The 12,494-nt window shown below is 65.2% G+C and carries 11 protein-coding genes; 3 read left to right on the top strand and 8 right to left on the bottom strand.

The window, feature by feature from the left end:
* Positions 1–11 precede the first annotated feature (11 nt).
* Positions 12–2,639, bottom strand: coding sequence for a leucine--tRNA ligase (leuS, locus tag LQF09_RS14485; RefSeq protein ID WP_270068297.1), 2,628 nt, complete (start codon positions 2,637–2,639; stop codon positions 12–14).
* 219 nt (positions 2,640–2,858) lie between these two features.
* The gene (locus LQF09_RS14480) at positions 2,859–3,200 is read right to left on the bottom strand and encodes a hypothetical protein (protein WP_002924614.1); all 342 of its coding nucleotides are present in this window, start codon (positions 3,198–3,200) and stop codon (positions 2,859–2,861) included.
* Positions 3,201–3,517: 317 nt separating this feature from the next.
* Here LQF09_RS14480 and LQF09_RS14475 point away from each other — a divergent pair, with 317 nt between their 5' ends.
* Entirely contained in the window at positions 3,518–5,740 is a 2,223-nt protein-coding gene (locus tag LQF09_RS14475) for a UvrD-helicase domain-containing protein (protein WP_270068296.1), read from the top strand.
* A 55-nt stretch (positions 5,741–5,795) separates the two neighbouring features.
* On the opposite strand, the gene LQF09_RS14470 is transcribed toward LQF09_RS14475, so the two are convergent.
* Both LQF09_RS14470 and LQF09_RS14465 read right to left on the bottom strand, forming a co-directional pair.
* Positions 5,796–6,665, bottom strand: a complete 870-nt coding sequence (locus tag LQF09_RS14470) for an HDOD domain-containing protein (RefSeq protein WP_002924612.1) — start codon at positions 6,663–6,665, stop codon at positions 5,796–5,798.
* Positions 6,666–6,758: 93 nt separating this feature from the next.
* Positions 6,759–8,156 (bottom strand): phosphomannomutase/phosphoglucomutase, encoded by a 1,398-nt coding sequence (locus tag LQF09_RS14465; RefSeq protein ID WP_002924611.1) that lies wholly within the window; start codon positions 8,154–8,156, stop codon positions 6,759–6,761.
* 124 nt (positions 8,157–8,280) lie between these two features.
* Here LQF09_RS14465 and rfbA point away from each other — a divergent pair, with 124 nt between their 5' ends.
* Together rfbA and rfbC are read left to right on the top strand one after the other, a co-directional pair.
* On the top strand, positions 8,281–9,165 hold the full coding sequence (gene rfbA / locus LQF09_RS14460) for a glucose-1-phosphate thymidylyltransferase RfbA (RefSeq protein ID WP_002924609.1): 885 nt from the start codon (positions 8,281–8,283) through the stop codon (positions 9,163–9,165).
* Positions 9,165–9,710 carry a dTDP-4-dehydrorhamnose 3,5-epimerase gene (gene rfbC, locus LQF09_RS14455; RefSeq protein WP_002924608.1) on the top strand — a complete coding sequence of 182 codons (546 nt, stop codon included), beginning with the start codon at positions 9,165–9,167 and terminating at the stop codon, positions 9,708–9,710. The genes rfbA and rfbC overlap by 1 nt, the downstream gene beginning before the upstream one ends.
* Here rfbC and LQF09_RS14450 read toward each other — a convergent pair.
* The 4 genes from LQF09_RS14450 to LQF09_RS14435 form a co-directional block, all read right to left on the bottom strand.
* A complete protein-coding gene (locus LQF09_RS14450; RefSeq protein WP_270068295.1) occupies positions 9,701–10,744 on the bottom strand; it encodes a hydrolase in 1,044 nt (347 codons plus the stop codon). The genes rfbC and LQF09_RS14450 overlap by 10 nt on opposite strands.
* The gene (locus LQF09_RS14445) at positions 10,741–11,169 is read right to left on the bottom strand and encodes a YybH family protein (protein WP_002938306.1); all 429 of its coding nucleotides are present in this window, start codon (positions 11,167–11,169) and stop codon (positions 10,741–10,743) included. Before LQF09_RS14445 ends, LQF09_RS14450 begins: the two co-directional genes overlap by 4 nt.
* 161 nt (positions 11,170–11,330) lie before the next feature.
* Positions 11,331–11,531 (bottom strand): zinc-finger domain-containing protein, encoded by a 201-nt coding sequence (locus LQF09_RS14440; protein WP_002924602.1) that lies wholly within the window; start codon positions 11,529–11,531, stop codon positions 11,331–11,333.
* A 23-nt stretch (positions 11,532–11,554) separates the two neighbouring features.
* On the bottom strand, positions 11,555–12,475 hold the full coding sequence (locus tag LQF09_RS14435; protein WP_270068294.1) for a branched-chain amino acid transaminase: 921 nt from the start codon (positions 12,473–12,475) through the stop codon (positions 11,555–11,557).
* Positions 12,476–12,494 lie beyond the last annotated feature (19 nt).

The following is a 12,494-nucleotide window of genomic DNA, read 5'->3' as shown; positions in this document are numbered from 1 at the left end:
GGCGTGTTCCGTCAGGCGACGATGTTGATCAGGCGGCCGGGCACGACGACAACCTTCTTCGCCGGCCTGCCTTCCATGAACTTCTGTGCAGCTTCCGAGGCCAGCGCTTGCGCCTCGATGTCGGCCCTGGCAGCGTCTGCGGCAACCTTGATGCTGCCGCGCAGCTTGCCATTGACCTGAACCATGAGCTCGATCTCGTCCTGCTTGAGTGCCTCGGCGCTGACCTCCGGCCAGTTCGCGACGAGGATGTCGCTGCCGAAGCCGCAGTCCTGCCACAGTGCATGGCAGATGTGCGGCGTGATCGGCGACAGCAGACGCAGCAGGATGGAGAAGCCTTCCTCAGCGACCTCGGCATGCGCGGCCGGCTCGCCGGCGGCCAGGTCCTTGTGCGCCTTCTCGAGCGCGTTGAGGATCTTCATCGCGGCGGACACCACGGTGTTGAACTGGTGCTTGCCGAAGTCGTAACTCGCCTGCTTGAGATGGATGTGGATCTCGCGACGTACATCAGCGGCTGTAGCGGGGAGCGCGTTGGCCGCGAGCTTGCGCTCGGCCGGCAGCGCGGCGCGCGTCTCGCTGGCAAAGGCGTGGCCGTAGTTCCATACCCGGCGCAGGAAGCGCGAGGCGCCCTCGACGCCGGAGTCGGACCATTCGAGCTGCTGGTCGGGCGGGGCAGCGAAGATGATGAACAGGCGCGCGGTGTCGGCGCCGTACTGGTCCACCAGCGATTGCGGGTCGACGCCGTTGTTCTTCGACTTCGACATCTTCTCGGTGCCGCCGATGACCACCGGCAGACCGTCGGAGTCGAGCTTGGCGGCGACGATGCGGCCGCGCTCGTCACGCTCGACCACTACGTCGGCCGGGTTGATCCACTGCTTCTTGCCGCCGTCGAGCTCGCGGTAATAGGTCTCCGCCACCACCATGCCCTGGGTGAGCAGGGCGCTGAAGGGCTCGGAGACATTGACCAGACCGCAGTCGCGCATCGCGCGGGTGAAGAAGCGCGAGTAAAGCAGGTGCAGGATGGCGTGCTCGATGCCGCCGATGTACTGGTCGACCGGCGCCCAGTAGTTGACGCGCTCGTCCACCATCGCGGTCGTGCTGTTGGCGCAGGCGTAGCGCAGGAAGTACCAGGACGACTCGACGAAGGTGTCCATGGTGTCGGTTTCGCGCTTGGCCGGCTTGCCGCACTTGGGGCAGGCGCATTCGTAGAATTCGGGCATCTTGGCCAGCGGAGAGCCGCGACCGGTGATCTCGACGTTCTCGGGCAGCACCACCGGCAGTTGCTCGTCCGGCACCGGCACGTCGCCGCAGTCGGCGCAGTGGATCATCGGGATCGGGCAGCCCCAGTAGCGCTGGCGCGAGATGCCCCAGTCGCGCAGGCGGTACTGTACGCGCTTGGCGCCCAGGCCCTTGGCGGCGAGGTCGGCGGCGATCGCATCGACCGCGCCCTGGAAGTCCAGGCCGTCGTATTTGCCCGAATTCACCAGGCGGCCGTACTCGGCGTAGGCGTCCTGCCACGGGGCGACCGTGTCGGTGTAGGCGTCCGAGCCCACTACCATGCGGATCGGCAGGGCGTACTTGGTGGCGAACGCAAAGTCGCGCTCGTCGTGCGCTGGCACTGCCATCACCGCACCTTCGCCGTAGCCCATCAGCACGTAGTTGGCGACCCAGACTTCGAGCGGCTCGTCGGTGAGCGGGTGGCGCACCTTCAGGCCGGTGGCCATGCCTTTCTTCTCCATCGTGGCGATGTCGGCTTCGGCGACGCCGCCGCGCTTGCATTCCTCGATGAACTCGGCGAGTGCCGGGTTGCTGGTGGCGGCTTGAGTGGCGAGCGGGTGCTCGGCTGCCACGGCGACATAGGTCGCGCCCATCAGGGTATCGGCACGGGTGGTGAACACCTTCAGTGTGCCTTCGTGGCCGATGCTGGAGACATCAAAGGGGAAGCTGATCTCCACGCCTTCAGAGCGGCCGATCCAGTTCTTCTGCATCAGCTTGACCTGTTCGGGCCAGTTCGGCAGGTCGTCGAGCGCGGACAGCAGTTCGTCGGCGTAGGCGGTGATCTTCATGTAGTACATGGGGATCTCGCGCTTCTCGACCAGCGCGCCCGAGCGCCAGCCGCGGCCGTCGATGACCTGTTCGTTGGCGAGTACGGTTTCGTCGACCGGGTCCCAGTTCACCGTGCCGAGGCGCTTGTAGATCAGGCCCTTCTCGAACAGGCGGGTGAACAGCCACTGCTCCCAGCGGTAATACTCGGGGGTGCAGGTGGCGAGCTCGCGCGACCAGTCGATGGCGAAGCCGAGGCGCTTGAGTTGCGCCTTCATGTACTCGATGTTGGCGTAGGTCCACTTTGCCGGCGGCACGTTGTTCTGGATCGCGGCGTTCTCGGCCGGCATGCCGAAGGCGTCCCAGCCCATCGGCTGCAGCACGTTGAAGCCCTTCATGCGGTGGAAGCGCGCGAGCACGTCACCGATGGTGTAGTTGCGCACGTGCCCCATGTGCAGCTTGCCCGAGGGGTAGGGGAACATCGACAGGCAGTAGTACTTCGGACGGCTGGTGTCCTCGGTCACACGGAAGGCGTCGGTGGAGTCCCAGTGCTGCTGGGCGGCCGTTTCGACGGCGGCGGGCTGGTATTTGTCCTGCATGAGCGTGCGTGCGGGCTTCAGGGCGTTGAAAACACGCCAGTATACCTTGAAGGGCGCGTTAGCGCGGAGTCCAAGCCAAGGTGCGAGCGCTGCAAGCCGCTGTACGGGGCACGGTCGGTTCGAAAAAAGGCACTCTGCCCGAGGGGCAGAGTGCCGAACTCCATTTAAGGAGGGAGGGAGACGGTGAGGCCGGGGTGGCCTGGAGGGCTAGCGGTGCGCTCAGGCCACGCGGCAGGCGTTCTTGCCGCTGGAGGCAGCATGATTGCGCTGCCAGTTTGCATGCACGGCCGAAATCATGTCCTCCATGGCCAGTAGCGGCAGGCGCCACATGCGGTTCTGGCTACGGACGTAGGGCAGCATCTGCGGTGCGCACAGGGTATTGCGCTCTTCCTTGAGCAGGCGCTGGAAGTGATCCATCGCCGCACCCCAGTATTCGGCGTTGCCAACCCAGCCGGTTTCGCTGGTCGCTTCGCGCACGGCCTTGCGCCAGAGGGCTTCGGCTCGCTCCAGGGGGACGCCGGCCTTGCGTGCGTACCAGGGCAGTAGTTTCGGGGTCTTCATGTCAGTTCTCCTGTCGGGCCGGGTAGGGCTCGAAAAATCATGGCCTGCCTTCTGGGCTCGCCACCACGCTTCGTATGCTGTGGTGCAATATGCAGGGCAGTCCTGTAGTTTTCCTTGATTGTGCGCAAATTAGGCGCTGACGTCTGTGAAAAGTTCCACGGTACGCCAGCCGTTTGTTGCAATGCACAATTCAAATCTAGCGCAAAAGGAACGCTGTGCAAAGGTGCTGTTGTTGCGGCGCAACATCCATCTTCGCGGCAGCTTCCGGGCAACGCCCGGGTGTCGCCGATACAATGCCGGCTTGCAGAGGAACCACGATGTCCACGCTCCTAGACAACTTGAATACCGAACAACTGCAGGCTGTGAGCCTGCCGCCTCAGCACGCGCTCATCCTTGCCGGTGCAGGCTCAGGCAAGACCCGGGTGCTCACGACTCGCATCGCATGGCTCGTCCAGTCCGGCCAGGTCGATCCCGCCGGCATTCTTGCTGTTACATTCACCAACAAAGCCGCCAAGGAAATGCTTGCCCGTCTGTCCGCGATGTTGCCGGTCAGTACGCGTGGCATGTGGATCGGTACCTTTCACGGCCTGGCCAACCGCTTGTTGCGAGCGCACCACCGGGATGCCGGGCTACCTCAACTTTTCCAGATCCTCGATTCGGGGGATCAGCTCGCCGCCATCAAGCGTCTGTTGAAGACGCTCAACGTCGACGACGAGAAGTTCCCGCCGCGTGAGTTGCAGCATTTCATCAATGGTCAGAAGGAAGCAGGCAACCGGCCGCACGCGGTGGAGGCCTGGGACGACTACACCCGCCAGCGCGTTCAGCTGTACCAGGAGTATGAGTCACAGTGCCAGCGCGAGTCTGTTGTGGATTTTGCGGAGTTGCTCTTGCGCAGCTATGAGTTGCTCGAGCGCAATGAGCCACTGCGCCGCCATTACCAGCGCCGTTTCCGCCACATTCTTGTCGACGAATTCCAGGACACCAACCGCCTGCAGTATCGCTGGTTGAAGCTTTTCGCCGACGAAGGCCGCGAAGGCGGTGCTGCGATGTTCTGCGTCGGCGACGACGACCAGAGCATCTACCGCTTCCGTGGCGCCGAGGTCGGCAACATGCGTGACTTCGAGCGCGAGTTCCGCGTGCACAACGTGATCCGCCTGGAGCAGAACTATCGCTCGCACAGCAATATCCTGGATGCTGCCAACGCGATCATCCGCCACAACAGCAACCGTCTGGGGAAGAATCTGTGGACCGACCAGGGGGCCGGCGAGCCGATCCGCGTGTTCGAGGCCTACTCGGACGGTGATGAGGCGCGCTGGGTTGTCGAGGAGATTCAGTCCCTGGTGCGTGACGGTGCATTGCGCAGCGAGATCGCGCTGTTGTATCGCTCGAATGCGCAGTCGCGGGTGCTGGAGCACCAGCTGTTCTCGGCCGCGATTCCCTATCGCGTGTATGGCGGTCTGCGCTTCTTCGAGCGCCAGGAGATCAAGCACGCGCTCGCCTACCTGCGCCTGATCGCCAACGCCGACGACGACACTTCATTCGCACGCGTGGTGAATTTTCCTACCCGCGGCATTGGCGCGCGTTCGCTCGAGGTATTGACCGACGCCGCGCGCGTCTACAGCACCAGTCTGTATGCCACCGTGCCGCATCTGACCGGCAAGCCAGGCACTTCGCTCGCCCAGTTCGTGCGCTTGATCGAGGACTTGCGTCGCGACACTGCGGGTTTGCCGCTGCCGGAGCTGGTCGATCACGTGCTCGACATGAGTGGTCTGCGTGCTCACTACAAGGCTGACAAGGAGGGGCGAGAGCGCCTGGAGAACCTCGACGAGTTGATCAACGCTGCGGCCAATTTCCTCGCTGAGTCGCAGGCTCAAGCGGGCGCAGGCGATGCGCTCGCCCAGGCGCATGCGCTGTTGGCCGACTTCCTGGCCCATGCCTCGCTCGAGGCGGGTGACCACCAGGCTGACCAGGGGGCTGATGCCGTACAGCTGATGACGGTGCATTCGGCCAAGGGGCTGGAATTCAATGTCGTCTTCCTGTCCGGCTTGGAGGAGGGGCTGTTTCCGCACGAGAACAGCATCCTCGAGACCGATGGCCTGGAAGAGGAGCGCCGGCTGATGTACGTGGCCGTCACGCGGGCGCGTGAGCGCTTGTACCTGAGCTTTGCCCAAAGTCGCATGTTGCACGGGCAGACGCGCTACAACCTGCGTTCGCGCTTCCTGGAGGAGATTCCGGCGGAGCTGACCAAGTGGCTGACGCCGCCAAGCGCGCGTTCCGTGCAAGGCGGCGCGTCTGGCGGCATGGGGGGCGGCTATTTCAAGCCGTCGGCCAAGGCGCAGGTGGCGCGGGCGCCGCGGCCTTCATTCGCTACGCTGCCTAACGGTCTGCGCATTGGTCAGGCTGTCAATCATGCGAAGTTCGGCCAGGGGGTCATCGTTGCCGCGGAGGGTAGCGGTGCCGATGCCAAGGTGCAGATCAACTTCGGGCCTGCGGGTGTGAAGTGGTTGCTGCTCGGTGTCGCCAAGCTGGATCCGGCCTAGGCGGCGTGCCTCGCTCGCCGGTCGGGTGAGGCACGCTGCCTGCAGCGCAAGACGCTCAGGCGGTCTCGGCGCTGCGCTGGCTCTCGAGCGCCAGCAGGACGTCCTCGGCGAGGTCCTCGATGTCCGTCAGCGGCATGCCGAGGAAGCAGGCCACAGCATCGCGGCCCTTGTCCCACTCGGCATCCTGCCGGGTGCGCAGGTGGGTGCCGGCCACGTACTCGCCGATCACGTTGATCGCGATCAGCGCACGCGCTTCGTGGTCGAGTCCGGAGTCGCCGGCGAGCACCGAGTAGTCATGGTGGCACAGGATCGCCTGGGTGATCGCTTCGCTCAGGCCCCAGGAGCGGGCAAGGATGTAGCCGATCGTGGCGTGGTTGGTGTTGAAGGCTTCGTCCTCGACGGCGGTGAACCAGCGGTCGGTCGTCTGGTTGGCGACGCCCAGGATGCGCTTGTAGTCGGGAAAGCGCTTGACCAGCAGCGGGATGCCGCAGTCGTGGAACAGGCCGAAGGTATAGGCTGTTTCAGCCCGAACGGCGCCGGTGCGGCGCGCGAGCAGGGCGCTGGCCGCAGCGGTGTAGCGCGAGTTGTCCCAGAAGCGCTCGAGGGTGGCGCTGCTGTCCGGGATCGCGTTGCGCAGCATGGCTTCCTGCACGATGTTGGTCAGGGAGCCGAAACCGAGCATGCGAATCGCGTCGTCGATCGAGTCGAGCTTGCGCGCCGCACCGAAGAGGGGCGAATTGGCCGATCGCACGACCGCTGCCGCCAGCCCCACGTCCCTGCCGATGAGGGTGGAAATCTGCTTGCCGCTGACTCCGGGGTCGCGCAGTTCCGTCATCAACTGCATGAGGATATCCGGGCAGGACGGAATCCTCACCCCCTTGAGTGCCAGTTCGACATCCTTGTCGTTTGCCACGGCTGTTTTCATTCGTATCCTCAGCTCATACCGGTTCAAGCGCGAGAAAGTGGCACGGCTCGGTACGGGGGCGTTTGCGCGCCCTGTGCCATTGCCGTGCGTGCCTCAGAAGGGGAGCGCCAGTCCCGGCCAGGCGGCGTCGATGGCGTGCCTGAACGCGCTCTGGATGGCGGTCAGCGCAGCAGCGTCGTCGGCTTCGAAGCGCAACACCACCACCGGCGTGGTGTTGGAGGCGCGCGCAAGGCCAAAGCCGCGTGCGAACTCGACTCGCACGCCATCGAGGGTGATCACTTCGTTTGCGTCAGCAAAGCACGAGGGCGTAGCGAGTGCGGCCTGCTGGAGGCGGCGGACGAGCTCGAAGGGCTCGCCCTCCTTCATCTTGATGTTGAGTTCCGGTGTGCTGACCGCATCGGGCAGCGCCTTCAGTGTGGCGTTGGCATCTGCGCGGGCCGACAGGATCTCGAGCAGACGGGCGCCTGAATACAGGCCGTCATCGAAGCCGAACCAGCGCTCCTTGAAGAACATGTGGCCGCTCATCTCGCCGGCCAGTGGGGCGCCGGTTTCCTTGAGCTTGGCCTTGACCAGCGCGTGGCCGGTGTTCCACATCGTCGGCTTGCCGCCGCGCGCACGGATCCAGGTGGCGAGGTTGCGCGTGCACTTGACGTCGTAGATGATCTCGGCGCCCGGTACGCGGGAGAGCACGTCTTCGGCGAACAGCATGAGCTGGCGGTCGGGGAAGATGATCTCGCCATCCTTGGTCACCACGCCGAGGCGATCGCCGTCACCGTCGAAGGCGAGTCCGAGTTCGGCGTCGGTCTCGCGCAGCACGCGGATGACGTCCTGCAGGTTCTCGGGCTTGGAAGGGTCGGGGTGGTGGTTGGGGAAGTTGCCGTCGACTTCGCAGAACAGCTCGATGACTTCGCAGCCCAGGCGGCGGAAGAGCTCCGGGGCGATGCCGCCGGCCACACCGTTGCCGCAGTCGAGGACGATCTTCATCGGTCGCGCGAGCTTGACGTCGCCGACGATACGTTCGAGATAGGCAGCATCCACGCTGGCGTGGCGGAGTTCGCCGTCACCGTGCACCAGATCGTTCTCCGCGATGCGACGGCGCAGGGCCTGGATCAGTTCGCCGAACAGCGTCTGGCCGCCGAGTACCATCTTCAGGCCGTTATAGTCCGGTGGGTTGTGGCTGCCGGTGACCGATACGCAGGAGTCGCAGCCGAGTTGATAGGCGGCGAAGTAGGTGAGTGGAGTGGGTACGCAACCGATGTCGATGACATCGATGCCGGCGGCGCGGATGCCCTCGCCGAGCGCGCCTGCCAGCGCCGGGCCGGACAGGCGTCCGTCGCGACCAATCGCGATCGCCTTCTGGCCGCGGACTGCGGCCTCGGAACCGAGTGCATGGCCGATTGCGCGCACGGCGTCGGGGGTGAGCACGGTGTCGACGATGCCGCGGATGTCGTAGGCCTTGAAGATCTCTGGGGCGGGCAGGGCGTAGGTCATGAATCGGTCCGGTAGGCGAATGCTGTAATGACGGGTGGCAAAACCGACATTCTATGTCGGCGCGCTGGCGTCTACAATGCTGCAACGCCAGTTTGGCCGCCATCAACAGGACCGTAATCGCGCCATGACGACTCGCAAGGGCATCATTCTCGCCGGGGGCTCCGGCACCCGTCTCCATCCGGCCACGCTTGCCGTCTCCAAGCAGCTGCTTCCGGTCTATGACAAACCTATGGTCTATTACCCGCTCAGCACGCTGATGCTGGCGGGCATTCGCGACATCCTGCTCATCTCCACGCCGCAGGACACGCCGCGCTTCGAGCAGTTGCTGGGTGACGGTAGCCGATGGGGCGTGCAGTTGAGCTACGCTGTGCAGCCCAGTCCCGACGGGCTGGCCCAGGCCTTCCTGATCGGCGAGGACTTTCTCGCGGGCGCGCCCTCGGCGCTGGTGCTGGGCGACAACCTGTTCTACGGTCATGACCTGGCGGCCGAGTTGCGCGCAGCAAGTTGCGCAACTGCGGGTGCAACGGTGTTCGCCTATCCGGTGCAGGATCCCGAGCGCTATGGTGTGGTCGAGTTCGACGCCGCCGGGCGCGCGATCAGCCTGGAGGAGAAGCCGGCGCGGCCCAAGAGCCGTTACGCGGTCACCGGGCTGTACTTCTACGACGAACGCGCGGTCGATATCGCGCGCGGCCTCAAGCCAAGTCCGCGTGGCGAACTCGAGATTACCGATCTCAACCGCGCCTACCTCGAATGGGGCGAGCTCGACGTGCAGGTAATGGGGCGTGGCCACGCCTGGCTGGACACCGGCACGCATGAAAGCCTGCTCGAGGCAGGGATGTTCATCCAGACCATCGAAAAGCGCCAGGGCCTGAAGATCGCATGTCCCGAGGAGATTGCGTGGCGTGCGGGCTGGGTCGATGACGAGCAACTTGGTGCGCTCGCGGCGCCGCTCGCCAAGAGCGGCTACGGCCAGTATCTGCTGCGTCTGCTCGAGGATAAGGTGTTCTGATGAAGGTCAGTCGATGCGCACTTCCCGAGGTCCTGCTGCTCGAACCCCGCGTGTTTGGCGACGAGCGCGGCTTTTTCCTCGAGAGCTACAATGCCCGCCAGTTCGCTGAGCTGACCGGTCTCGACGTCGATTTCGTGCAGGACAACCATTCGCGGTCCGCCCAAGGGGTGCTGCGCGGCTTGCATTACCAGTTGCTACAGCCGCAGGGCAAGCTTGTTCGCGTCGTGCGTGGCCGCGTGTTCGACGTCGCCGTGGACCTGCGCCGCAGTTCGCCGCGCTTCGGCCAGTGGGTCGGCGTCGAGCTGTCCGAGCACAACCACCACCAACTCTGGGTGCCGCCGGGCTTCGGGCACGGCTTTCTGGTGCTCAGCGAGTCCGCTGACTTCCTCTACAAGACCACCGACTACTATGCGCCGCAGCACGAGCGCTGCATTGCCTGGAACGATCCCGACATCGGCATCGAGTGGCCGTTGCCGTCGCCTCCGGTGCTGTCGGACAAGGATGCGCGCGGTTCTTTGCTCGCAGACGCGCAGACCTACGACTGAGCGGGGTGTGGCCCCGCGTGGCGGGTGAGCCAGGTGATGATCCGATGCGCAAGCCAGTCCTGCGTGCCTGGCCAGGGTGGGGCGAGAAAGCCGACGTGGCCCCCGCCGGCGGGCAGCTCCTGGCAAATCGCCGCCGACAGCTCTGCTGGCCGCGGTAGCGCAGGCGCAGGAACGAAGGGGTCGTTGGCCGCGTTCAGGAGCAGTGTCGGCACACGGATCCCGCCCAGCCAGGGGCGTGCCGAGGCGCGTCGCCAGTAGTCGCCGACGCCGGCAAAGCCATGGGCGGGGGCGGTGTAGGCGTCATCGAAGGCTTCCAGGGATCGCGCGCCTGCGATCCGTGCAGCGTCGAACGCGCCCGGGTGGGCCGCGCATTTGGCCAGCGCCTTGCGCCGGAGCGTGGCCAGGAAGTGCCTGGCATAGACGCGGTTGAAGCCGCTCCCGAGGGCCTTTCCGGAGATGCTCAGGTCGAGGGGGGCGCAGATCGCTGCACAGGCGGCGACGAGTTCGCAGCTTTCGTGTTCGCGTTCGCCGAGCCACTTCAGCAGGGCATTGCCGCCGAGCGATACGCCGACGGCCAGCATCGGCGCGCTGCCAGCAGCGCGCTTGAGGTGGCGCAGGATCCAGTCGATCTCGGCGCTGTCTCCGGAGTGGTAGGCACGGGCGAGGCGGTTGGGCGCGCCGCCGCAGCCGCGAAAGTGCGGCACCACCGCGCGCCATCCTGCCTGTGCTGCAGCGCCCATCAGCGTGCGTGCGTAGTGCGAGTGGCTCGAGCCCTCAAGTCCGTGGAACAGGACCAGCAACGGCGCCGATGCCGCAGCCGTCGGCCTCGCTGCCCAGTCGAGCTCGATGAAGTCGCCATCGGGTGTGCTTATGCCTTCGCGCCGATAGCGGGGTAGCGGAGCCTTGCATGCCAGCGGCCAGATTGTTTGCAGGTGGCCGCCAGGCAGCCACCACGGGCTGTGGTAGGGGGCGCTTGCGGCAGGGGCGGTGCCGGCCTGGCTTTCTGGGGAGTGTTCGATCGCGGAGGGCGTCAATGTACGACCCGCGGCGAGAGGTCGCCGAAATCGCTCAGGTCGGGCACCGGTGAAGCATGGTGTAGCACCATGTGCCAACCGTCGGCGCCGCGCGTGAACACGTTGGTGACGGCCAGCGTGGCTGAGCGCTGCTCGCGGCTCTCGAGGGCAACCTGTTCGAACACGCAGTGCATCGCCATCGCCGCGCTGGCGGTGATGACCGGCTGGCTGACTTCGATCTGCAGCCGGTTGCCGCCGGCCAGGATCTGGCGCCAGGTCTCGCGGATGGCGGCAAGGCCGACGATGCGCGGGCCGCCGGGATGGATGCAGACGACATCCTCTTCTTCGGACCAGACGGCCATCAAGGCGTCGAGATCGCCCTGGGCGAGGGCCTGGTAGAAGGCGGCCTCGGCTTCGAGCGCAGTGGTGAAGGTAGGTTTGCTCACGGGTACGTTCGGATCGATTGAGTGATGAGCCCAGCGTTGGCGATCATGCGGAAGGTGGTCAAGGACTCAGCTGCCACGGCGCACGCGCAATGACGAAGGGGGCCGAAGCCCCCGTCGAATGCAACTCGGCAAACCGGCAGACCACGCCGGACAGCCTGGGTTCAGTGGTGACCCTTGGGGCGCTCGCCGGCAAAGACGTAATGCGCGCTGCAGTACGGGCAAACTGCTTCGCCCGTCTTCAGGATGTCCAGGAAGACGCGCGGGTGACGTGCCCACAGTGGTGCGCCCGGTGGCGGGCAGTGCAGGGGCAGGTCCTTGGCGCTGATCGCGACGGCCTGGGTCTTGTCGGTGTTCTCAACCATGACGTGTTTCCTCTCGCAGGGAATCAGACGTAGGCCAGCCACTGGTCGTATTCGGGCGCGCGGCCGTTGACGACGTCGAAGAAGCGAGCCTGGATCTTCTCGGTGAGCGGGCCGCGCTTGCCTTCGCCGATCTTGCGATCGTCGAGTTCGCGGATGGGCGTGACCTCGGCTGCGGTGCCGGTGAAGAAGGCTTCGTCGGCGAGGTAGATGTCGTCACGGGTGATGCGCTTGGTGGTCACGTCGTAGCCGAACTCGCGGGCAATGGCGTGGATCGAGTCGCGGGTGATGCCGGTCAGCGCGGAGGCGATCTCCGGCTCGTAGATCTTGCCATCCTTGATGATGAAGAGGTTCTCGCCCGCCCCTTCGGCAACGAAGCCCTGGTTGTCGAGCAGCAGCGCCTCGTCATAGCCCATGCGGGTCACTTCGAGGTTGGCGAGGATCGAGTTCGGGTAGGTGGCGGCGACCTTGGCACGCGGCATCGTCGAGTTGACGTGGTGGCGAGTGTAGGACGAGGTCTTCACGCGGATGCCCTTCTCCAGGCCTTCCTCGCCGAGGTAGGCGCCCCAGGGCCAGGCGGCGATGGCGACATGCACGGTCGCGCCCACGGTGGAGATGCCCATCTTCTCCGAGCCATAGTAGGCGATCGGACGCAGGTAGCAGGATTCGAGCTTGTTCGCGCGCACCACCTCCTTCTGGGCCCCCATGAGCTCATCCTTCGAGTACGGGATGTCCATCATGTAGATCTTGCCGGAGTTGATCAGGCGCTGGGTGTGCTCCGCAAGACGGAAGATCGCGGTGCCCTTGACGGTGTTGTAGGCGCGCACGCCCTCGAACACGGCGAGACCGTAGTGCAGGGAATGGGTGAGCACGTGGGTGGTCGCCTCGCGCCACGGAATGAGCTTGCCGTCCTGCCAGATGAAACCGTCGCGGTCAGCCATGGACATGATGAAGATCTCCGCCTCT

Source organism: Thauera sp. WB-2, from assembly GCF_027594845.1.
GTDB classification, from domain to species: Bacteria; Pseudomonadota; Gammaproteobacteria; order Burkholderiales; family Rhodocyclaceae; genus Thauera; species Thauera mechernichensis.
The sequence above is the reverse complement of the archived record's forward strand: the minus strand, read 5'-3'. Positions and strand labels throughout refer to the sequence as shown.

What these genes read in the sequence shown, in the direction of transcription:
- LQF09_RS14440 (WP_002924602.1), bottom strand. Translation starts at nt 11,531, where the DNA reads ATGGTTGAGAACACCGACAAGACCCAGGCCGTCGCGATCAGCGCCAAG.
- leuS (WP_270068297.1), bottom strand. Translation starts at nt 2,639, where the DNA reads ATGCAGGACAAATACCAGCCCGCCGCCGTCGAAACGGCCGCCCAGCAG.
- LQF09_RS14435 (WP_270068294.1), bottom strand. Translation starts at nt 12,475, where the DNA reads ATGTCCATGGCTGACCGCGACGGTTTCATCTGGCAGGACGGCAAGCTC.
- LQF09_RS14480 (WP_002924614.1), bottom strand. Translation starts at nt 3,200, where the DNA reads ATGAAGACCCCGAAACTACTGCCCTGGTACGCACGCAAGGCCGGCGTC.
- rfbC (WP_002924608.1), top strand. Translation starts at nt 9,165, where the DNA reads ATGAAGGTCAGTCGATGCGCACTTCCCGAGGTCCTGCTGCTCGAACCC.
- LQF09_RS14470 (WP_002924612.1), bottom strand. Translation starts at nt 6,665, where the DNA reads ATGAAAACAGCCGTGGCAAACGACAAGGATGTCGAACTGGCACTCAAG.
- LQF09_RS14465 (WP_002924611.1), bottom strand. Translation starts at nt 8,156, where the DNA reads ATGACCTACGCCCTGCCCGCCCCAGAGATCTTCAAGGCCTACGACATC.
- rfbA (WP_002924609.1), top strand. Translation starts at nt 8,281, where the DNA reads ATGACGACTCGCAAGGGCATCATTCTCGCCGGGGGCTCCGGCACCCGT.
- LQF09_RS14475 (WP_270068296.1), top strand. Translation starts at nt 3,518, where the DNA reads ATGTCCACGCTCCTAGACAACTTGAATACCGAACAACTGCAGGCTGTG.